Raw genomic sequence first — 19917 nt, 5'->3', positions numbered from 1 at the left:
CGGCGTGGGAAGGTCGGACGATTTGGGGCGTGGCGTGGAGCCATGACGCATTCGCAGGCGGCTGTCGGGAGTGCACCCTATGGCCGGCCGCCGTCCGAACGCGCAAAATTCGGCCCGTGACAACACGCATCTTTTCGGACATGGACCGTGCCGGCACTACTGCCGTTTCCGCGCAAGCGGCGCTTGAGGAGCCGCGCCGCGAGCGGCTGCCTCGGCACGCCCTCGGCGTTCAATTGCGCGAGCATTGCTTTTCGCCGTCCAAGCTCGCCGCCCTCGTCGCGGTGGGCCGAGAACTCGGGTTGGATCCGCATGCGGTGCTCGACGGGACGGGACTCACGCCCGAATCGATTGCCGATCCTTTCACGTTGACTTCGTCGATGCAGTTTCTCGAGGCCGCGCGCAATGCCGTGCGGCTCTATCGGGAGCCCGACCTAGGCGTGCGCGTCGGCCGCCGCATGCACGTATCCGATTACGGTATGTACGGTTATGCCTTGCTGTGTTCGGAGACGCTGCGGCGCGCGTTCGATACCGCCGTCAAATATCATCAGTTGGCCAACCCGATGCTCGATATACGTTGGCTCGAGCGAGACGACGCTTTGGTGTGGGTATTTCCCGAGCGCGAGGAAATCCCGTTGCCGGACCTGGATGTGCCGCTCTACGACTTCCTGATCGATTTGCAGTTCACGGTGCACGTGACGTTGACCAAGGACATCATGGGCAGTTGGTGCGTGCCGGCGAGGGCCGGTTTCATGCGCGCACAGCCGCCGCATGCGCCCGCGCTCGCCGAAGCCTTGGAGTGCCCGCTTGCGTTCGATCAGCCGCAAAACGTGCTGAGCTATCCCGCGTCGTGGCTATCGCGCTCGCCACGGCTCGCCAATTCCATTACGGCGGCGCAGGTGTCCAAGCACTGCGCGCATCAGCTCGAACAACTGCGCTGGCAGGCCGGTATCACGCGACGGGTCTATCAAGAGTTGACGCGTACGCCGGGGCAGTTTCCCGACATCGAACAGATCGCGGAATGCCTGTGCATGACCTCGCGCACGCTTCGACGCAAGCTCGAAGCCGAAGGCACGTCGTACAGCGAGCTATTCACGAGCGTGCGCAAGGCGCTGGCGATCGACTATCTGACGACGACTTCGCTCGGCATCGACGATATCGCGCAGACGTTGGGGTTCAGCGACTCGGTTGGATTTCGGCACGCGTTCAAACGATGGACAGGAAAGACGCCGAGCGAGGTACGGCGTACTCGATCGCTGGGGTTAGACGACGCGATCGGCGCCGTTTGACGCTCTCATCGAGGCGATGCATGGCCCATCATCGGCACGATGGAGGCGATCAACAGTGCCGCCATCGTCCAGTTGAAGATGCGCAGCATCGTCGGCCCGGAGAGAAATCGCCTCACGCCGAGGCCGAATGCGGCCCACACCGTGATGCTCGGCAGATTGACGATGGCGAACGCCACCGCCAGGAGAAAGGCATTCGTCAAAAGGTCGTCGTTCAGCCGGAATGCGGTCGCGCCGGTTACCGCCATCATCCAAGCCTTTGGATTGACCCATTGGAACGCGGCGGCTTGCAAGAACGTGAAAGGACGCTCATTGGCGGCGCCGGCCGACAAGCCGCCGGAGCGCGCGATCTTCCAAGCGAGATACAGCAAGTAGGCCGCGCTGACGGCCTCCATCACCGTGTACAAGCTCGGAAACCGGGCGAAGACTTGCCCGAGGCCCAGTGCGATCGCGATCAGCATGATGATGCAGCCGCAAGTAATGCCGAGCATGTGCGGGACCGTGCGGCGAAGACCGAAGTTCACGCCCGAGGCGAGCAACATCGTATTGTTCGGGCCGGGCGTGATCGACATCACCAACGCGAACGTCATCGCGGCGGAAAGGGCGGCATAAGGCAACGTGGGCAGCATCGCTTCGTAGGTCCGGCAGTAGAGAGAGTCGAGACAGTCTACGTGCGGCACGTGGAACAGTACCGGTACAGATGATGGGTTAATTAGCAGTACGGAGCAGGTGGACAGTCGTCGCGCTCGATAAGGTAGCGCTCGCCCACCATCTCCGGCGCAAGCCTTTGGCGCGAAATCCAATGATCGAGCCGCGTGATTTCGCCGTTGCCCGGGGCGAGTGCGCGCAGCGCGGCAAGTGCCGCGCCAGGCAACTTATCGCGCGTCGATTTGCGCAGGACGAGGGTGGCGGCGTCGGTGCCGCGTAGCAGACCCAACGGCTCGCGCAATGCTCGAATCGTGTGCTGCCAATGCAGGTATTGAGGCTGCCATAAAGGCACCACGCACCAGCGCCGGTCCCGCACCGCGTTCTCGAACGCCGCGACGCATTGTTCGAGCGTCCCGTTCGCGAATCGATAGCCGTGACGCTCGAGAGCGTATGCGTCGAAAATTTCTCGCGAGAAGCGAGAGATACCCGCGCCGGGGCCGATGCCTTGAATCAGCGGGGTCATGCGGGCGGCAACGTCGGGTCGCTGGAGATCCGCGACGCTCGATACGGCAGCGGCCGGCACGTAATCGGGAACGCCCCACAGCGCGTACGGTGTATAGAGCACGCAAAGCGAATCGAATTCGTCGGCGATCGCGTCGAAATACACGCCGTGGCTGCCCGGCAACCAGGCCGAGCAGAGCATGTCGGCCTCGCCGCTTTTTAGGAGATCGAACGCCGCTTCATGCGGACGGCGGATTTCTTCCACCTCGATTCCATGACGCGCGAGTACGGCGCGCACGATGCCGGCGGCGGCGTGATGGAACGAAAGGTCGATCGTGGCGAGTTTAACGACGGGAAGCGTATCGGGCATGGCGCGGGCATCGGCAAAATGACTAGGGAGGAAATCCATGCCGATGGTGCCGGGAGGAGCCCGAGCCGAACAGCCGCCCACCGAAGCTTCAGTTTCAACGGCCCGAAGAAAATAGCCGCGCCCGCAAGCGGCTAGTTCAATCGGTCAAGCCAAGCGCTCAATGCGAGTGACGGTGATGGATGTCGGGGAAGTGGGCATGCGTGTGCGTGATGGCCGAATGCCGATGCGGATGCGTATGGGGCTCAGCGCCGTCCCACTCGAAATCGTGCTCGTGTCGATGATGTTCGTCGTGCCGATGACGATGCGTGTGCGTAAGCGGCTCGTGCGTATGGGCATGCTCATGGCGTTCCCGCAGATGCAACCACACGCCGATCGCCATCAGCACCGCAGCGCCCCAGAACGCGAGCGGCGGCATCGCCGGCCATAGTGCGAGCGAAATGGCCACCCCGAACAACGGGGCGACGGAAAAATACGCCCCCGTCCGCGCCGTGCCGAGGTTGCGTAGTGCGATAACGAACAGCACGAGGCTGACGCCGTATCCGGCGAATCCCGTTGCCATCGCCGCGGCCGCTTGCCCGGATCCGGGCATTGCGGCCCCGGTCCCATGCGCGATCGCGAGATTGACCGGCCCGGCGACGAGCCCCTTCAGGCACGCGATCACCATGGCGTCGTTGGTCGATACCTTGCGCGTCAGGTTGTTGTCGATGGCCCAACATAGGCACGCGCCCGCAACCAAGAGGGCGCCGACGGGAATGCCGGCGGCGCCGCCGGTCCACGACAGCAAGACGCCGCCCGCCACGATCGCGACCATGCCGAGAAAAACTTGAAGGTCCACGTTCTCGCGAAACACCACCCAAGCGATGACCGCGGTGAACACGCCTTCGAGATTGAGCAACAGCGAGCCGGTGGCGGCCGGCGTGCTCGTGAGCCCCAGCATCAACAGCGCGGGGCCGGCCACGCCCCCGGCCGCGATCGCGCCGGCAAGCCATGTGATCTCGGTGCGGTGGATCCGTGCGTCCGAGTGCTGTGTTTGCTTCGGCCGCACGAGTCGGCGCACGAGCATCGTCAGACCGAGGCCGACGCCGCTGCCCAGATAAAAAAGCCCCGCCAGCATGAATGGCGATAGCGTGCCCAACAAGAGCTTCGCCAAGGGGGTAGTCGCGCCGAACAGGGCGGCGGCGAGCAATGCGGTGAAGGCCGCGTTGAATTTGGTTTGCATGCGAATTCCGTCGATCTCTCACATTCCCGTATCTTGCGGGGCGAGCCGGGTTCGGGGCAGCCCCGAGCCAAGTTCCAAGGCGAGCGCGGTATGCGCCTCGGCCAGCGCGCGCTCGAGATTGTAAGCGTCTAGGCGCCGGTTCAGCGCGGTCATGTCATAGTCGGTCAGCGCGCGTCGATCGAGTATTCCTTGTCGAAAGGCCTGCCTCGCGCGATCCGCTTGCGTTTGCGTGGATGCCGCGTCGTCGCGCGCGGCGTCGAGTGCCTGGGCGATCTGCCGGCTGCGGACATCGAGCGCGCGAATCGTCGTATCGACTTCGTCGAGCCGGCTTTGATATTGCTCGTAAAGCAAGCGCCGCGTTGCCCGGGTTTGAGCGATCCGGCCTTGATTGCGATCGAATATCGGCAAGTCGAACGTGACCGTGGGGCCGCCCGATCGCACGTTGGAGGTGTCGGAGTTCCACGAGCCGCCGAGCGCGAGCGCGGGGAATTGCCCCAGAATCGCGGCCCGTACGTTTTCATCCGCGCTACGGTAGCCGAGCCTGAGCGCGATCAAGTCGGGGCGCCGCTCGGTTGCCTCGGCGATGCCTGCGTCGATGTCCGTCGGGATCGCAGGGGCTCGTGGTCGCGCCAGCGCGAAGCGTGCGTCGGGCGTCATGCCCAGCAGTGCGTCGAGATCGGCCCAGTTTTTCGACGTCGTTAGCCGCAACGACGCGATCGATCGTTCGAGCGTCGCTTGCGACGACAACAGCGGGGCAAGATCCGACTGGCTCATACGGCCCGCGCCGACTTGCTCGCGCACGCGCGAAGCCGTCCGCGCGAGGGTGTGCGCCGCCGTCTCGCTGCTTTGTATCGAGCGCTCGTCCCAGTACAGATCGATGGCTAGAAGCCGCGCCTTCTGCGCGACTTGCCATTCCTTCCAAAGCAGTTGCGCATCGATTTCCAATACATGCGCGCGGGCCGCGGCCACACGCCGGCGATACGTCAGGATCGATTTGACGTCCTGCGTCAGCGATGCGCTAAGCGCGCCTGTCGTCCCTTCGCCGCCGAGCAACGCGGCGTACCCGAGGCCGACGGATGGATTCGGCAACGCCTTGCTCTGCGTGAGGTCGGCTTGCGCGAGCTCGAACTCCCCGCGTTCGGCACGCAACTCGGGATCGTTCAATATCGCGAGCAAGCCGATATCGTCGACGCCCAAGGGTTGGCTCGTGTCGATGACATGCGGCGCGCCGCCCAGCGCAAGCGTATGCCTGATATCGTCGAGCCGGCCGGCGAGCTGGGCGTGATCGGGCAGCGGGAGCGGACGATACGATGCGCATCCGCCCGCCGCGAGAACGGCGGCGAGTACGCCGAGGCCGAGTGCCAGGTTGCCCCTACGCTTGCTCGGTGGCGCCGATGTGCGTGTCGTTTTCATGGCGCGGCTTGCTCTGAGGCAAGGCGCGCAAGCTGCTTGCGGCGCCAGTACAAATAGAGCGCGGGAATGAGGTTGGTGCTGCGCACCGCGCTCCAGAGCAGGCCGCCCAGGATCACGACCGCGAGCCCTTGCTCCGGCGCCGCGCCTTGTCCGAGACCGAGTGCCGTCGGCAGCATGCCGAGCATCGCCGTGACGGCGGTCAGCACGATGGGACGAAAGCGCACGCTGATCGCTTCACGCACGGCGTGTTCCACCGGCATCCCCGCGGTTTCGTTGTGGCGCACGCGGTCGAGCAGCACGATGCTGTGGCGAAGGCCGACGCCGATCAAGGTCAGAAAGCCGATCATGCCCGTCGCGTTCAGCCCCACGCCGCTGATGACCAGCGCGATCGTGCCGCCTGTCAGCGCCAGCGGTATTTCGAGAAGCAGGATGGCAGGAATCAGCAAACCGTCGAATTGGAGCAGCAAAATGCCGATCATGATGGCGAATGCGGTCAGCGCGGCGAGCGCGAGGCCCAGCGCCGCGCGTTCGATTTGCGCCGCTAACCCGCCGAATTCAATGCGGTAACCCGGGGGAAGACGCAACCCCTCGAGCGCGCGTCGCGCGGCCGCGTCGGTACTGCCGAGCGCACCGTTCGGCGTGGCGAGGATATCGAGTGCCCGTGCCCCCGCCACATGCTGCATTTGATTAGGGGTACTGACGAGCGAAAGGCGCGCGAGTTGCGATAGCGGTGTCCATCCGCCGGGCGTTCGGATCGGCAGTGCGCCGAGTTCGTCCACGCCGCGTTGCGAGGCGTCGGCCAGGCGCAGGTATAGATCGAGCGGCACGTTACCTTCCGGCACGCGCGTCACCACTTCTCCATTCACGAGCGGATTGAGCTGGGCATAGAGCGTCGCCGGCGTCATCGCGTTCGCGCCTAGCGCTTGCGCATCGGGCTCGATTTGAAGCTGCGTGACCGGATAGCCGTCGTTGTCGAAAACGTCGGTCAACGCGGAAATGCGCTGCAATCTCGCCGTGATTTCTTGCGCCAATTCGCGCAACCGCGCGACGCTGCTGCCGAAGACATGAATCACGAAAGGCTGCGGCAAACCGGAGAGGCTTTCGCCCACACGCTCGATCGTGGGCGTATCGATTGCGAACTGCACGCCGGATAGCTTCGATACCCGCTGTATGCGCTCGCCGATGGCGTCGAGCGCGTTCACGCTCACGCCGGGTTTCAAAACGACTTGGATTTCGCCGGCATAGGCCGGTTCGGTATACGACGTCGATGCCGAGGAGCCGATGCGTGCGGATACATGCGCAACGGTCGGCTCGCGCAACAGACGCCCGGTGATCGTGTCGACGGCCTCCCGCGCATCGAGCAGCGAACTGCCGGGCGGCAGCGTAAACGATTCGAGCAGAACCCCTTCGTTGGGCAGCGGCAGAAAATTGATCGGTACGAGTACGAGCCCCGCGAGACTCAGCAGCAGCACCGCGAACGTGATCGCCAGGCTTGCTCGCGGCGCACGCGACACCCAGGCGAAAAGCCGTTCGTTGCCCGCTTGCAGGTGTTGCAGCAAACGCTGCCCGCTGCGCGTGCCCGCGGCGGCTCTCGCGTTCAGAAAGCCGAGACCGAGCGGCGTCAGCGTTAGGGAGACGAGCAACGAGGCGAGCAGCGCCAGAATCATGGCGAGCGAGAACGGAATGAAGAACAGCCCGACCAACCCGCCGACGAAAAGCAAGGGCACGTAGATCGCGACGTTCGTGAGCGTGCCCGTGATGTCGGGAACCGCGATCGCCTTCACGCCGTTCCAGATGCCGGCCCAATGCGCGTCGCCGCACTCCCATCGGTGATAGATGCTTTCGAGGACGATGATCGCGTCGTCGGCGAGTAGCCCGACCGCCACGGTCAGCGCCCCGAGCGTCATCAGATTCAGGTCTTCTCCGAAGGCGTGGAGCAGAGCGATAGCGAGCGCGAGCGACAAGGGGATGCTCAATGCCAGCGTGACGATCGCCCGTCCGGCGCCGAGCACCCATAGCAGCACGAGGACGGCGAGCACCGCGCCGATCAAGAGATTGCGCCCGAGATCGGCGCCGACGAGTTGAACGACATGTCCTTGGCTATAGGTCCTTATCCAACTCACGCCTGTCGGCAATTGCGACAGGCTGGCATCGAGCGTCGCTTGCACGGCTCGCGTCACGGCGAGCGTGGAGGCACCCGATTGCTTGATGATCGTCAGCGCGACGCTCGGATGGGCATCGAGGGCGACGGCGTTATGCGTCGGCTCGGCCGATCGCACGATTTTCGCGAGCGCGCCGAGCGGAACGGGGCCGCTCGGGGCCGGCACCGGAATGCGTTCGAGCTCGGCGATATGCACGGGCAGGCTACGCGCTTCGATGAGCACGTCGCTGTGCCCCATCGTCACGAACCCCGCGGGCTCGAGAAGGACCTGCTCCCGCACGGCTTGCGCCAGCGCGGTGACGGGCACGCCATAGCGCTGCATGGCGCCGAGATTCGGCTGAATCCAGAGCGCTTCGTCGCCGGCGCCGTAGACATGGACGAATTGAACCCCGGGGATGGCCCGCAGGGCCGGCACGACATCGGCCATCAACGCCCGCTGAACTTGTGCGGGTGCAACGCCGGCGGGAATGCGCGCGGAGTAGTCGGCCACCTCGTTGACGGCGTTGCCCATGATCTGTGCGACCGGGTCGATCTGCGCCGGCAGTTCGGCGCGCGCGCGATCGATGGCACCGTTGACCGCTTGAAGATCGCTTTGCGCACCGCTGCCTTCGCGAAACCGTACGTCGATCTCGACGGTGCCGTTGCCCATCGTCGATCGCACGCCGGCGATATTCGTCAACGTGAGGATCTGGCTTTCCAACGGGGCGACCACGAGCCGTTCGAGCTCGGTCGCCGTCGTACCGGGCAGATGCGCGGTTACCCCGATCTGCGGAAAATCGAACTGAGGAAGCACTTCGACGGGTGTGCGGACGAACGCATAAGCCGCATAAACCAGCACTGCGCCGAGCACCAGCAACCAAAGCACCGGACGCCGCAATATGCGCGGTATCGATATATCGCGATCCATGGGCTAGTCCGGCGGTTGGTAACGCTGGGCGATGTTCCGGTGGTATTCGAGGAACGCGTCTTGAGCGACCACCCGTTCACCCGCGCGCAATCCGGAGACGATGCCTGTCTCCCATCCGCGAGCTTGGCCGGGTACGACGCGACGCGGCTCGTTTCCCCTCGCCGTATGGACGAGTACCCACCACTGGCCGCGATCGAGAATCAGCGCGGCGGTCGGGATCATCGCGTAGGTGACGGGCTGGCTGTCGAGCGTGACCTTGCCCCATTGACCGGCGATCCAATCGGCCCGCGCGGTGGCGGCAAGGCCCACTTGCAGGCCGCCGTCCGCACCGGCGGCGGGGCCGATGGTAACGACTTTGACTGGGATGGGCGTGCCGCCGCCGGCCAGTTCGATATGTCCGGTCATGCCGATCCGCAACGCCGGCGCTTGCTCGCCGTAGTACTTGGCGAGTACCCACAGCGGTCCCTTCGGCTGGATCGTGAGCAGTGTCTGCCCGGCCAGCGCTTGGCTTCCGTCGGCCGCTTGCACCGAGACGACGGAACCCGCGGCCGGGGCCTTGATGATCTGTTGCTCGCGCGCTTCGTCCAATTGCGCCTGCGCCGTTTGCGCCGCCGCGCGCGCGGCGGCGAGTTCGCTCGATGCCGCGTCGATCGCCTGCCGGGTCGTCAGTTGCAACGCCAACTGACTGCCCGCGATGCCCAGCGCGTGTGTGGCGGCGCTCAGCCGCGCCTGCGCGCTGCGTAGCGACGCTTCGCGAGCGGCCAGCAGCGAGCGCATTTGCGGACCGTTCAAACGAGCGAGCACGTCGTTGGCGGAAACGTTGCTGCCGGGCACGACATGCAGGTCGCTCACCGTGCCCGCTTCGACGGCCCGAACGTCGACGATCGTGGTCGGCGCCACTTGGCCGTACGCGGCGAGTTGAACGGGCAACGTCTGCGCCCTCGCGACCACGGTCGTGGCGATGTCCTCGTTCGTGCCCGTACGCGCGCCGTCCGCATACGCGCCCGGGGCGCTCAGGAAAATCGACGCGGGGAGTGCGACGAGTGCCACCGCGCCCCAACGTCTACGAGGGGGATTGCGCGTCAGGCGATCCATGCGAGCAACTCCCGCACGATCGGATCGCCATAGACGGCGCCGAGTACGCCCGCGACCAGCAGGAGCAGCGCGAAATGCGCTCCCAGCCACGTGCGCGTCGACGCTCGCGACGTTTGCGCGGCAGGCATAGGAGCGAGCAGACGTGCGATTCGCTTTTGCAGCGCGCGGCGGCTACCGACGAGTCGTGCTTGAGCACGCATCGCTTGGCCGCCGGATTCGGCGTGGGCTGCATATAGCGCGTTCGTATGCCGCAGCGTAGCGAGCAGGGCAGCCGCGAGCGCTTCACCCGAGGCGCCATGCCGGCGCGCTTCATCGTCGCGCGCATACTCCAGCGCTTCGAGCCACGCCGCAAACCGCACGCCGGCACCGGGCCATGGCCATTGCAAGTCCGTTGCAAGCTGGGCGAGCCAAATGCGTAGCGGGTCGCGATGGCGCGCGTGTGCCTGTTCGTGTTGCCATGCGGCTTCGAGTGCGGCGTCGTCCAAAGTCCTCGCAAGGAACGGGGAGAACGTCACCCGCGGTCGCAAAAGACCAGCTGTGAAAACGCCTGCTTGCGATGGATCGCGCGCGAGCGCCCAAGCGGCGCGCGCCGCCGCGCGAACCAAGACGGCCGCGAAGGGCAAGCACGCGCCGATCAACACCCATTGATCGACGCGATCGGCCACCGGGTCAGGCTCGCGTAACGCCCAGCCGCATAACCAGGCCACGGTGACGAGGGCCGGCGCGAGCGGCAGCCAAAGGCGTATCCATGCTTGCCTCTCGGCGGCGTCGGGGTTCGAGTGCGGTGCGAACATCGCGAGCGGCTGCAGCGCGATACCGCCGAGCAGCAGCATCAGCAAGGTCAGTAGCGATTCACGTTCCATCGTTGCGACTCCTCTTGGCGCGGATCGCTTGCTCGAGTTCCTCGAGGAGCACGGGGTCGATTTCATCGACGGCATCGACGAGCGTGGCGACGGCGGCGCGCGGCGTGGAGCCGAGAAACCGCGTGACGAGTTGCCGTGCCCGAGCGCGCTCGACGTCGAGCCGATCGACCGCCGGACGATAGACGAATCCGCCCGCGATGCGCTCGCGCGTGATGAGCCCTTTGTCCCGCAAGCGATCGACGACCTTCGCCGTGGTAGTGTAGACGCGGCCGGCCGGGGCGCCGAGGCGCTCGTGCAGCGCGCGCACGGACGCGGTGCCAAGCTCCCAGAGCACGGTCAAAGCCGCATACTCGAGGTCGTCGGCGGGTAGACGGTATCGGTTCATTTCGGTACATTACGACGGCTGTCGTAGACGCGTCAAGTTCGAATCCGCAAGCCAAAGACGCGGATCGATCGACGGCATCCGTTCAATCGTTTGCATGGAAGGCGGGAGGGCCATGAGTGCCGATTCGCGGGCCGGCGTGCTGCGGCAGATACCCGGAAGCGTCTGGGTGCTCGGCTGTGTCAGCCTGCTCATGGACGTATCGTCCGAGATGATCCATAGCTTATTGCCGATGTTTCTCATGACGAGCCTCGGCGCGAGTGCCGCCACCATCGGCGTGATCGAGGGCGTGGCCGAGGCGACTGCGCCGATCGTCAAGCTGTTTTCGGGGGCATTGAGCGACTATCTGAACAACCGCAAATGGCTGGCCGTGATCGGCTATGCGTTGGGGGCGCTCAGCAAGCCGTTTTTCGCGATCGCGCCGACGATCGGCGTCGTTGCCGGCGCCCGCATCGTCGATCGCGTCGGAAAAGGCATTCGCGGGGCGCCGCGCGATGCGCTCGTCGCCGATGTCACGCCTTCGCATTTACGCGGCGCGGCGTTCGGCTTGCGACAGTCGCTCGACACGGTTGGCGCATTCTTAGGACCGTTACTGGGCGTGACGGTCATGCTGATTTGGCGCGACAACTTTCGCCTCGCGTTTTGGCTGGCGCTGATTCCGGGCTTGCTTGCCGTGGCGGTGCTGGCATTGGGAATCAAGGAGCCGCGGCACGAAGGCGCAGGCAAACGCGGCAATCCAATTCGCTGGCATAGCGTCAAGCAATTGAGCCTTGCGTATTGGTGGGTCGTCGCGCTCGGGGCGTCGTTCTCGCTCGCACGCTTTAGCGAAGCCTTCATGGTGTTGCGCGCGATGAAATGCGGCGTGCCGATCGCGCTGGTGCCGCTCGTGATGGTCGCGATGAACGTCGTCTACGCCTTGTCGGCGTATCCGTTCGGCAAGCTCTCCGATCAAATGAGTCACACCCGGTTGCTCGTTGCCGGGATGGTCGTGCTCGTTGTGGCGGACATCGTGCTCGCGCACGGCGCGCATTGGAGCGTCGTGCTCGCCGGTGTCGTGCTTTGGGGGCTGCACATGGGGATGACGCAAGGGTTGCTCGCGGCGATGGTCGCCCAAACGGCCCCGGCGCAATTGCGCGGAACGGCGTTCGGGTTTTTCAATTTGCTGAGCGGCTTGGTGACCGTGGCCTCGAGCGTCATTGCCGGCGCCCTTTGGGATCGCGTCGGCGCGCAGGCGACGTTCTACGCAGGCGCGTTCTTCGGTCTCGTCACGTTGTTGCTGCTCGGTGCGGCCACAGCGCTTCGCGCGGTCAGGCGATGAGCCGCGCGTGCCGTATTTGCCCTATCGAGATTGAAGGAACGTCGCGACGGCCTTGGCGTCGTCTTTCCCTAGCGTGTGGGCCACGGCCGACATCACCGGGGCATTCGCACGCGTACCGTTTTGGAAGACCTCGATCTGGCGCAGCAGATAGTCGGCGTGCTGCCCCGCTAGTCGAGGAAACTGCCCGTTTCCCTGTCCCTGCGCGCCGTGACATGAAGCGCATGCCGGTACCCCTTTGTCGGGTAAGCCTTGCTCGAAAATCTTTTGGCCTTCCGCGATCAGGGCCGCGTCGCCGGTGCCGCCCGTCGTCGGCTGTTGTTGCGAGTAGTACTCGGCTAGCGAGGCGACGGTGGCGTCGTCGAGTTGCGAGGCGATGGCCCACATGTAGGAGCGCGCATCGGATTCACCGCGAACGTGCTGCCTGAAGCCTTTCAACTGAGCGACGAGGTAGTCCTGGCTTTGCGCATTGAGTTTCGGGAACATCGGCGATTTGCTGTCGCCGTGTATGCCGTGACAGGCGACGCAAAGTTGCGTGGCGAGGCGCTCCGCGTTTTGTGCTTGCGCGGAAGGGGAGCCGAAAAGGGCTGCGCAGACGACGAGCGGAAAGATTGCCGGTACGACATGCGCGATCCCGTGGCGGAGCGGATTCTTCATTTTTCGGTCCATCCGATGAGTTCGTTCTATCTTCGATAGCGGTGTGTCAGAACGCAATCCAAGCCAACAAGTACAGCGTGTTGTTGTCGCTTGCGTTGCGCCCGTTACCGTCGTAGTTGTAGCGTGCCCCGTTGAACTTGAGGAACCATGTGTACTGCACCGAAAGTTTCACTTGCGGAACCGGCAAGTAATCCGCTTCGAGAATGATGCCGTTCGAATTGGGCGTCCCGTTGGCGCTGCCCGTTACCGGTGCAGCGCCATAAAGCCCGGCATCGTTGCTGCCCGTGGTTTGGAAGTACGCTAGCGTGCCCCCGTATTTCCGCCTGAAGTAATACGATGCTTTCGCCTTGAACGTATTGAGCGTATCGGTTGGGTTCGTCGGTGTCGGGCCCGCGCCGATTCCGCCGCTCGGGAAGCTCGCATCCCAGCTTTGCTTTTCGTGAATCCACGTGGCCTGCGCGGTGAGCGAGTGCGTGTAGGTCAGGTATTGGTACTGCGTATCGAACGCATAATCGGTAAAGCGATCCGTTGGGGAAATCGGAATCGTATTGTCGGGATACTTGTCCGCGATCAGGCCATAGGTGCCGACCATGAGCGAATGCGGTCCCCACTCGGCGTTATACGCGAGCCGCCAATAAGGATTGCTGCCGGACAAGCGCGCGACGCCCCCAGGGCTCGAGGTGTCCTGCCCTGTGCGCAGAAACGAGAACATCCGATCGGCGGTTCGATACAAGCCGAATTCCGCATAGATGCTCCGCTGCCAAAATGCATAGGCCGTGACGCCGGCTACTTGCTGCGCGAGCCCGCCGTCGATCAGCGTACTGGCCATCGGCGTGAGCGAGACGCTGCTCGACGCGTACGGATAGCCGAACGCGGGCGTGCTGTTCCAGACATCCGACACCGTGGGATTGTTGTTCAGCGTCATGCCGTAGATGAAATCGATATCGCCCCGAGTGAATTGCCCGGCGGCGCGAATATCGGTGTTGTCTATTCCACTGTGATGGGCGATGCCGTCGTAAGTCCATTGCACGAATGCCCCGACGGGTCCCGCGATTCGGCCGCCATAGAAAAGGCTGGCTTGTTGCAAGGCCACGTCGCCGTTGCGCACGAAATCGTATTGGTCCTGCTGAATTCTTCGCGTATTGGTTTGCGAAAACTGAACCATCCCGGCGAGCGGAATCGTTTTGTTGTTCGTCAACGTATAGCCGCTCAGCTTAAAGAATCGGCCGAACGGAGTCAGTTCCGGGAAACTCACGTGGCAGGCTACGCAAGCAAGCCCCGTTTGCCTGGCGAACGCGGGCACCGCTTGCGCGGCCTGACTCATGAAACCAAGCGCTGCTGCCATGAGCAGCGCCGCATACTGTGCGCGAACGATACGCTTTAGCGTGGCAATCATCGCACCCCCCCTGAATACTTCTTTATGTCTCTCGGTTTATAGGACAAATCGGGCGAAAGGTGTAATTTCGATGCGCCCGGTTGTTCGACTTAGCACATACGCACGTTTAACGTCAGTCCGCTTTTGTTTGCGCGCGTACAAGCAAAAGCGGTGTTTCGGTCAATTGCGCCACACGCTCGGCGACGCTGCCGAGCATCCAACGCGAAGGGCCACGCCGGCCGTGCGTGCCCATCACGATCAAATCGGCGCGCCATTCCCGCGCTTCGCGCACGATGGCGTGCGCCACGTCGTCGCTCGTTCGTTTCGTCTCGACGAGCGTCGTGCTTGCCTGGCCGCATCGATCGGCGAGCATCGGTTCCACTGCGGCGAGCGCGTGTGTTCCTTCCAGGACGAAGGCATCTTCGAGTGCATCGATGGGGACGAAATCGCTCAAACGTACCGCTCGATCGACGACATAGATCGCTCGGCCGGCGGTGGCATGCGTCGCGAATCGCAAGCCGAATCGCAGTGCTTCTTCCGCTTGCGGGCTCGCATCGATGGCAAAGACGATGCGCCGTGGAGTGGCGCCCGTCCCGGCCTCGGCGTGCGGCTCGGCATGGTAGGCCTCGGGTACGATCAGTACGGGGCAGGGCGCAAGACTCGCCAACGGGGCGGATACCGTGCCCTCCACCCATCGCAGCAGTCCATGGTGTTGCCGCGCTCCGGCAACGAGTAGTTGCGCCCCCGATCGTTGAGCCGCATCGATCAACGCGTGCGTGACATCGCTGCCGTGCTTCGACAGATCGATCGCTTCCGTTTCGATTCGAAGGTGGCTCTGATCGAACGCCGCGCGAGCCGTGGCGAGTGCCTCATCGGCGTCGCGCAGCAATTCGGCGCGGGCGGATTCGAGCATGTCGCCCGTGAAGGCACCGGTAGGAATCAAGGTCCGCGGATTTTCCGCGACGCTCACGAGCCGCACGTAACCTCCCGGCGCGACGATACCCTTCGCAAAGGCAATCGCGCGCTCGGATGCGACAGTGGAATCGACCGCGACAAGGATGTTATCGGGTAGGGTGCTCGCTGCGCGGTCTGAAATCGATGCGCTCATGGACGGTCCCTCATGAACGTGGGGTTCGGTGTACTTAGACCTATTGTGTTAGCCGAACCTTTCCGATCATTTGATTGAAATCAACGTCGGTGCGGCCGGGGCGACGTACCAAGATGAAGGATCCCCACGCCCACTCCACTCTTGCCATGTCGCGCGCTTTTCGTTACGTTGACTTCGTTTTGCTGATCGTATCGGCGGCGACCCTCGCCGCAGGCGGTCTATGCGTCGCATTCGATACGCCCCGGCTCGCCGGAGCGCTCTGGTTCGCAGGTGCCGCCGTCATCGGGGCCGCGTTGACCGTATCGATCGGTCAGGGGTTGATGAAGCGCCAGGCCGGGGTCGACATCCTGGCGTGGCTGGCAATCGCCCTTGCGCTCGCACTAGGTGAAACCCTCGCCGGGGCGGTCATCGGATTGATGGTGGCGAGCGGCCGCGCGCTCGAGCAATTCGCGCGAAGCCGAGCGCGGCGCGAGATGACCGCATTGTTGAGCCGTGCTCCGCGTCAGGCTAACGTATTGAAAGACGGGCAGTGGTATCCGGTCGAACTCGATGTCGTGCGCCCGGGCGATAGGCTGCTCGTTCGCAGCGGCGAACTCGTTCCTGTCGATGGTGCGCTCGCGAACGTCGCCGAGCTGGACGAAGCGACGCTAACGGGGGAATCCGCCATCGTGCGGCGGCGCGCAGGCGAGACCGTCTGCAGCGGTGTGCTCAATGCCGGTGCTCCATTCGAGATGGTGGCATCGGCGCTCGCGGCCGACAGTACGTTCGCGGGCATCGTGCGCATGGTGCAAGCGGCTCAACGCGAACGCAGCCCCGCCGCGCGGTTGGCGGATCGCTACGCGGCGTTCTTCGTCTTGGTGTCGCTCGCGCTCGCCGGCGTGAGTTGGCTCGCCGCGGGGCACATTTCGCGCGCGTTGGCCGTGCTCGTCGTGGCGACGCCGTGCCCGTTGATCCTCGCCGTCCCGGTTGCGATCGTCGCCGGTATGTCGGGCTGCGCGAAGCGAGGCATTTTGATCAAAGGCGGTGGCGCGCTGGAGCAACTGGCGCAGGCATCGATTCTCTTTTTCGACAAGACGGGCACGCTCACCAAGGGGCACGCGCGTTTGGTGTCGATCGAGTGCGGCCCCGGCGCGACGCAGGAGGCCGTGTTGAGAGACGCCGCCTCGTTGGCGCAAGCGTCGGCACACGTCATCTCCGAGGCGTTGACGATCGCGGCGCGCGAGCGCGGCGTGCGCTTGTCGTCCCCCTCGGACGTGGTGGAAACCGCGGGCGCGGGCCTGACGGGCCGAATCGACGGCCGAACGGTGACGATCGGCGGCTTCGCCTTTGTTTCGGCGGTCACGCAGCCGGCGCCCTGGAGCGCCGCTGTGCTGCGCAACCTGGGCTACGAAGGGCAAGCGGCTGTTTTCGTCGGGGTCGATGGCATCATGACCGGGGTCGTGCGCATGGCCGATCAGCTTCGGCTCGAGACGCCGCGAGCGCTGCGCCTGCTCAAGCGCGAAGGGATCGAGCGGCTCGTGATGCTGACCGGCGACAGACGCGATATTGCCGAGACGGTCGGCGCGCTGCTCGGCGTCACCGAAGTGCGCGCCGAGCAGACACCGGCCGACAAGCTCGACGCGATTCAAGCGGCACGCCGCGACGGCGTCGTCATCATGGTGGGCGATGGCGTGAACGACGCTCCCGCGCTCGCCGCGGCCGATGTCGGCATCGCCATGGGCGCGCGCGGTGCGGCCGCCTCGTCCGAGGCCGCCGACGTCGTGCTGCTCGTCGATCGCCTCGATCGTTTGCTCGATGCGCTGCGGATCGCGCGACGCGCTCGCGGCATCGCGGTGCAAAGCGTCGTAGCCGGGATGGCGATGTCGGTCGTGGCGATGCTCGTCGCCGCATTCGGCTTTTTGCCGCCGATCGCGGGCGCGATCGCTCAAGAGTGCATCGACGTGGCCGTCATCGCCAATGCGTTACGCGCCTTGCGGACGAGCCCGCGCATGGCGGCCGGTGCGCTCGCGCGCGAGGACGCGGACCGTTTGAAACAGGAGCATGTGCGGCTCGCTCCCGTCATCGCTCGAATCCGGGCGTTGGCCGACGAATTGCCTGGAATGCCGAGCGCGTCCGTCGCCGGCGCGCTTGCGCGGATGAACGAAGCGCTGACTCGCGAATTGGTGCCCCACGAGCAGCGCGACGATCTGCACGTGTATCCCGGCTTGGCGCGCCTCGTGGGCGGAGACGATCCGATGGCGGCCATGAGCGGCATGCATCGAGAAATATTCCGGATCGTGCGTTTGTTGGCGAACATGACGGCGGATCTGCCGCCCGAAGGCCCCGACGCGCATGGCGTCGCAGAATTTCAGCGGCTACTGTACGGGCTCGACGCGATCGTGCGTCTTCATTGCGAACAGGAAGACGAGCTATTCCATGTGCTGTCCGCGACGTCGGCGGCGGGCGACTGAGGCCGCGACGATTCGCCGGCGCGGCGCAACGAGACGATCACGGTCAAGCCGGCGCCACCCATGCCCGGTTCGAACGTCAGGCGTCCGTTGAAGTAGCTGACGATGCGTCTGACGATGGACAGGCCGAGCCCGCTGCCCGGAGCGGCCGCATTGCCCCCGCGATAAAAGCGATCGACGAGCCGCCGCATTTCCGATGCGGCCACGCCTTGGCCGTCGTCGCGAATGACCAAGCTGACCGCATCGCCATCGTCGAACAACGCGGCCTCGATGTGTCCGCCCGGCTTGCCGTACTTGATCGAATTGTCAAAAAGGTTATCGAGCAATATGCCGATCAAAAACGGCTCGGCCAGCACCGTGCGCGCGGGCAAGTCGAGCGCCGAAATCTCGATGGGTTTTTGCCGCGCGCGCTCGGCGTGCCGCGCGATGGCTTCGAGCACGAGCGCGTCGAGCGCCACGGGCACGGTCGGGATGCGATCGTGTTCGTCGAGCCGCGCGAGCAGCAACAGTTGCTCCGCGAGCCGCGAGCTTCGATCCACGCCTTGCACCACCCGCTGGATGGCCAGTTGCCGCTGCATCGGATCGTCGGCGGCCAACGCGACCTGCGCTTGCACCTTGATCGCCGCCAGCGGCGTCTTCAATTCATGCGCGGCGTCCGACGTGAACGCGCGTTCGCGGGCGATCGATTGTTTGAGCCGAGCCAGCAATTGATCGATCGCATCGACGAGCGGCCGCACCTCCGTCGGGACGTGCTCGATATCGATGGGCTCGAACGTCGTTGCATCGCGCGCGCGGATCTTCTCGGACAGGGTGCGTAACGGCGCGAGCGAGCGACCGATGGCGAGCCAGACGAGCAGCGCGAGCGCCGGGAGCGCGAACAGCAACGGGCGGCTCACGTGCAGCGCCGCGCCTCGAGCCAGATCGCTGCGCGAATTCGACGTCTCCATGACCTGGACGACGCGCCCGGTCTGTGCGTCGCGGATCGTTTCGATGCGCCACACCGTATCGGCGAGCGTGGCCGATCGTGGTCCTTCGGTATGGGCGGGGGGCGGCGCGATGGGCCCGAGTTGCGCCAGCGCCGGACTGGCCGCGATCGTGCGGCCTTGCGCGTCTTTTACGTCGATGAGTACTTCGCGCGGCGCGATATCGCTGTCCGCGGTGCCCGAGGCAAGCTCGTCGGGCTCCGGCAGCTCGATGCGCGCGTCGATGTGCGAATGCGCGAGCCGGATCAGATCGTCGTCGCCCAGCACGGTGAGCAACTTGGCGAATTCGACGAGCCGGGTATCCTGCCAGCGCTGCACCTCTTGGGAGGCATGGCGAAAGGTGGAGACCAGCGTCGCGACCCATACGAGCGCCACGCTCGCTAGCACCATCAACGAGAGACGCCGGCGAATGGAGCCTTGCGTCATGGCTTTTCGATCATGTAGCCGACGCCTCGCACGGTCGTGATCAGCTCCTGGCCCAGCTTCTTGCGCAGCTTCGACATATGGACCTCGATGGCGTTGCTTTCGATTTCCTCTTGCCAGCCGTAAAGACTATCTTCCAGATCGGCGCGCGATTGGGGAATGCCCGGGTGCGTGATGAGTTGAACCAGCACGGCCCATTCCCGCGAAGTCAGATGAATGCGCGTGTCGCCTCGCGTCACGGTTCGCCCGATCAGATCGATCGACAGATCGCGCCAAACGATCTGCTCGACGCTGCGCCCCTGCGAGCGCCGTACGAGGGCCCGGGCACGCGCAAGCAATTCCGTCAGATCAAAGGGTTTGCCGAGATAGTCGTCGGCGCCGGCGTCCAGGCCGCGCACGCGATCGGCGATGGTGCCGCGCGCGGTTAGTACGAGCACCGGGACGTCGTTGCCCGCATCGCGCATTGCTTTCAGAACTTCGCCGCCGGAGCGGCCCGGTAAGCCGAGATCGAGGATGACGAGTGCGTACTGATTCGTGGCGAGGGCGAGTTCGGCTTGGCGTCCGTCGCGTGCCCAATCGACGGCGTAGCCTGTTTGACGAAGACTGATTTCGACGCCCGAGCCGATTAGTTCGTCGTCCTCAACAAGAAGAATTCTCATATTCAATTACTTGCGGCAGCGCAGCGCGCCTTTGATTTTGACGAGGCGAATCGCACGGCAGTGTACGCGAGAAGCGCCGTGGTCACCGCTTTATTGTCGGTTTCTTCA

The 19917-nt window shown here is 64.6% G+C and carries 16 protein-coding genes; 3 read left to right on the top strand and 13 right to left on the bottom strand.

What is annotated here, in order from left to right:
* The first annotated feature begins 140 nt into the window (after nucleotides 1-140).
* Nucleotides 141-1286, top strand: a complete 1146-nt coding sequence (locus C0Z18_RS31080) for an AraC family transcriptional regulator (RefSeq protein ID WP_102649291.1) — start codon at nucleotides 141-143, stop codon at nucleotides 1284-1286.
* A 5-nt stretch (nucleotides 1287-1291) separates the two neighbouring features.
* Here the strand turns inward: C0Z18_RS31080 and C0Z18_RS31075 are convergent, their stop codons facing one another.
* The 8 genes from C0Z18_RS31075 to C0Z18_RS31040 all read right to left on the bottom strand — a co-directional run bounded on the left by C0Z18_RS31075 (nucleotide 1292) and on the right by C0Z18_RS31040 (nucleotide 10845).
* Nucleotides 1292-1909: a LysE family translocator gene (locus tag C0Z18_RS31075; RefSeq protein WP_408647212.1), complete on the bottom strand. Its 618-nt coding sequence runs from the start codon at nucleotides 1907-1909 to the stop codon at nucleotides 1292-1294.
* Between the two features lie 86 nt (nucleotides 1910-1995).
* Nucleotides 1996-2802 (bottom strand): glycine betaine ABC transporter substrate-binding protein, encoded by an 807-nt coding sequence (locus C0Z18_RS31070; protein WP_102649289.1) that lies wholly within the window; start codon nucleotides 2800-2802, stop codon nucleotides 1996-1998.
* Between the two features lie 157 nt (nucleotides 2803-2959).
* Nucleotides 2960-4021, bottom strand: coding sequence for a DMT family transporter (locus C0Z18_RS31065; RefSeq protein WP_102649288.1), 1062 nt, complete (start codon nucleotides 4019-4021; stop codon nucleotides 2960-2962).
* Nucleotides 4022-4039: 18 nt separating this feature from the next.
* Entirely contained in the window at nucleotides 4040-5434 is a 1395-nt protein-coding gene (locus C0Z18_RS31060) for a TolC family protein (protein WP_102649287.1), read from the bottom strand.
* Entirely contained in the window at nucleotides 5431-8502 is a 3072-nt protein-coding gene (locus tag C0Z18_RS31055; RefSeq protein WP_102649286.1) for an efflux RND transporter permease subunit, read from the bottom strand. Before C0Z18_RS31055 ends, C0Z18_RS31060 begins: the two co-directional genes overlap by 4 nt.
* 3 nt (nucleotides 8503-8505) lie before the next feature.
* A complete protein-coding gene (locus tag C0Z18_RS31050; RefSeq protein ID WP_102649285.1) occupies nucleotides 8506-9597 on the bottom strand; it encodes an efflux RND transporter periplasmic adaptor subunit in 1092 nt (363 codons plus the stop codon).
* Nucleotides 9585-10460: a M48 family metalloprotease gene (locus C0Z18_RS31045; protein WP_102649284.1), complete on the bottom strand. Its 876-nt coding sequence runs from the start codon at nucleotides 10458-10460 to the stop codon at nucleotides 9585-9587. The genes C0Z18_RS31050 and C0Z18_RS31045 overlap by 13 nt, the downstream gene beginning before the upstream one ends.
* Entirely contained in the window at nucleotides 10450-10845 is a 396-nt protein-coding gene (locus C0Z18_RS31040) for a BlaI/MecI/CopY family transcriptional regulator (protein ID WP_102649283.1), read from the bottom strand. The genes C0Z18_RS31045 and C0Z18_RS31040 overlap by 11 nt, the downstream gene beginning before the upstream one ends.
* 112 nt (nucleotides 10846-10957) lie before the next feature.
* Here C0Z18_RS31040 and C0Z18_RS31035 point away from each other — a divergent pair, with 112 nt between their 5' ends.
* Nucleotides 10958-12160 carry an MFS transporter gene (locus C0Z18_RS31035; protein ID WP_102649307.1) on the top strand — a complete coding sequence of 401 codons (1203 nt, stop codon included), beginning with the start codon at nucleotides 10958-10960 and terminating at the stop codon, nucleotides 12158-12160.
* A 21-nt stretch (nucleotides 12161-12181) separates the two neighbouring features.
* Here the strand turns inward: C0Z18_RS31035 and C0Z18_RS31030 are convergent, their stop codons facing one another.
* The 3 genes from C0Z18_RS31030 to C0Z18_RS31020 all read right to left on the bottom strand — a co-directional run bounded on the left by C0Z18_RS31030 (nucleotide 12182) and on the right by C0Z18_RS31020 (nucleotide 15297).
* On the bottom strand, nucleotides 12182-12814 hold the full coding sequence (locus C0Z18_RS31030; protein WP_102649306.1) for a c-type cytochrome: 633 nt from the start codon (nucleotides 12812-12814) through the stop codon (nucleotides 12182-12184).
* A gap of 46 nt (nucleotides 12815-12860) precedes the next feature.
* Entirely contained in the window at nucleotides 12861-14069 is a 1209-nt protein-coding gene (locus tag C0Z18_RS31025; protein ID WP_102649305.1) for a cytochrome C, read from the bottom strand.
* A 253-nt stretch (nucleotides 14070-14322) separates the two neighbouring features.
* The gene (locus C0Z18_RS31020; RefSeq protein WP_102649282.1) at nucleotides 14323-15297 is read right to left on the bottom strand and encodes a universal stress protein; all 975 of its coding nucleotides are present in this window, start codon (nucleotides 15295-15297) and stop codon (nucleotides 14323-14325) included.
* A gap of 146 nt (nucleotides 15298-15443) precedes the next feature.
* On the opposite strand from C0Z18_RS31020, the gene C0Z18_RS31015 reads away from it, so the two are divergent.
* On the top strand, nucleotides 15444-17747 hold the full coding sequence (locus tag C0Z18_RS31015) for a heavy metal translocating P-type ATPase (RefSeq protein ID WP_102649281.1): 2304 nt from the start codon (nucleotides 15444-15446) through the stop codon (nucleotides 17745-17747).
* Here the strand turns inward: C0Z18_RS31015 and C0Z18_RS31010 are convergent.
* Both C0Z18_RS31010 and C0Z18_RS31005 read right to left on the bottom strand, forming a co-directional pair.
* On the bottom strand, nucleotides 17684-19153 hold the full coding sequence (locus C0Z18_RS31010; protein ID WP_102649280.1) for an ATP-binding protein: 1470 nt from the start codon (nucleotides 19151-19153) through the stop codon (nucleotides 17684-17686). The genes C0Z18_RS31015 and C0Z18_RS31010 overlap by 64 nt on opposite strands.
* Entirely contained in the window at nucleotides 19150-19809 is a 660-nt protein-coding gene (locus C0Z18_RS31005) for a response regulator (protein WP_102649279.1), read from the bottom strand. Before C0Z18_RS31005 ends, C0Z18_RS31010 begins: the two co-directional genes overlap by 4 nt.
* Nucleotides 19810-19917 lie beyond the last annotated feature (108 nt).

Origin of the sequence: Trinickia dabaoshanensis, assembly GCF_002879885.1 — a bacterium.
Classification (GTDB): Bacteria; Pseudomonadota; Gammaproteobacteria; order Burkholderiales; family Burkholderiaceae; genus Trinickia; species Trinickia dabaoshanensis.
The sequence above is the reverse complement of the archived record's forward strand: the minus strand, read 5'-3'. Positions and strand labels throughout refer to the sequence as shown.

Bases quoted from the DNA above. Each gene is read 5' to 3' on its own strand.
- C0Z18_RS31080 (WP_102649291.1), top strand. From the start codon at position 141: ATGGACCGTGCCGGCACTACTGCCGTTTCCGCGCAAGCGGCGCTTGAG.
- C0Z18_RS31070 (WP_102649289.1), bottom strand. From the start codon at position 2,802: ATGCCCGATACGCTTCCCGTCGTTAAACTCGCCACGATCGACCTTTCG.
- C0Z18_RS31065 (WP_102649288.1), bottom strand. From the start codon at position 4,021: ATGCAAACCAAATTCAACGCGGCCTTCACCGCATTGCTCGCCGCCGCC.
- C0Z18_RS31060 (WP_102649287.1), bottom strand. From the start codon at position 5,434: ATGAAAACGACACGCACATCGGCGCCACCGAGCAAGCGTAGGGGCAAC.
- C0Z18_RS31055 (WP_102649286.1), bottom strand. From the start codon at position 8,502: ATGGATCGCGATATATCGATACCGCGCATATTGCGGCGTCCGGTGCTT.
- C0Z18_RS31050 (WP_102649285.1), bottom strand. From the start codon at position 9,597: ATGGATCGCCTGACGCGCAATCCCCCTCGTAGACGTTGGGGCGCGGTG.
- C0Z18_RS31045 (WP_102649284.1), bottom strand. From the start codon at position 10,460: ATGGAACGTGAATCGCTACTGACCTTGCTGATGCTGCTGCTCGGCGGT.
- C0Z18_RS31040 (WP_102649283.1), bottom strand. From the start codon at position 10,845: ATGAACCGATACCGTCTACCCGCCGACGACCTCGAGTATGCGGCTTTG.
- C0Z18_RS31035 (WP_102649307.1), top strand. From the start codon at position 10,958: ATGAGTGCCGATTCGCGGGCCGGCGTGCTGCGGCAGATACCCGGAAGC.
- C0Z18_RS31030 (WP_102649306.1), bottom strand. From the start codon at position 12,814: ATGAAGAATCCGCTCCGCCACGGGATCGCGCATGTCGTACCGGCAATC.
- C0Z18_RS31020 (WP_102649282.1), bottom strand. From the start codon at position 15,297: ATGAGCGCATCGATTTCAGACCGCGCAGCGAGCACCCTACCCGATAAC.
- C0Z18_RS31015 (WP_102649281.1), top strand. From the start codon at position 15,444: ATGTCGCGCGCTTTTCGTTACGTTGACTTCGTTTTGCTGATCGTATCG.
- C0Z18_RS31010 (WP_102649280.1), bottom strand. From the start codon at position 19,153: ATGACGCAAGGCTCCATTCGCCGGCGTCTCTCGTTGATGGTGCTAGCG.
- C0Z18_RS31005 (WP_102649279.1), bottom strand. From the start codon at position 19,809: ATGAGAATTCTTCTTGTTGAGGACGACGAACTAATCGGCTCGGGCGTC.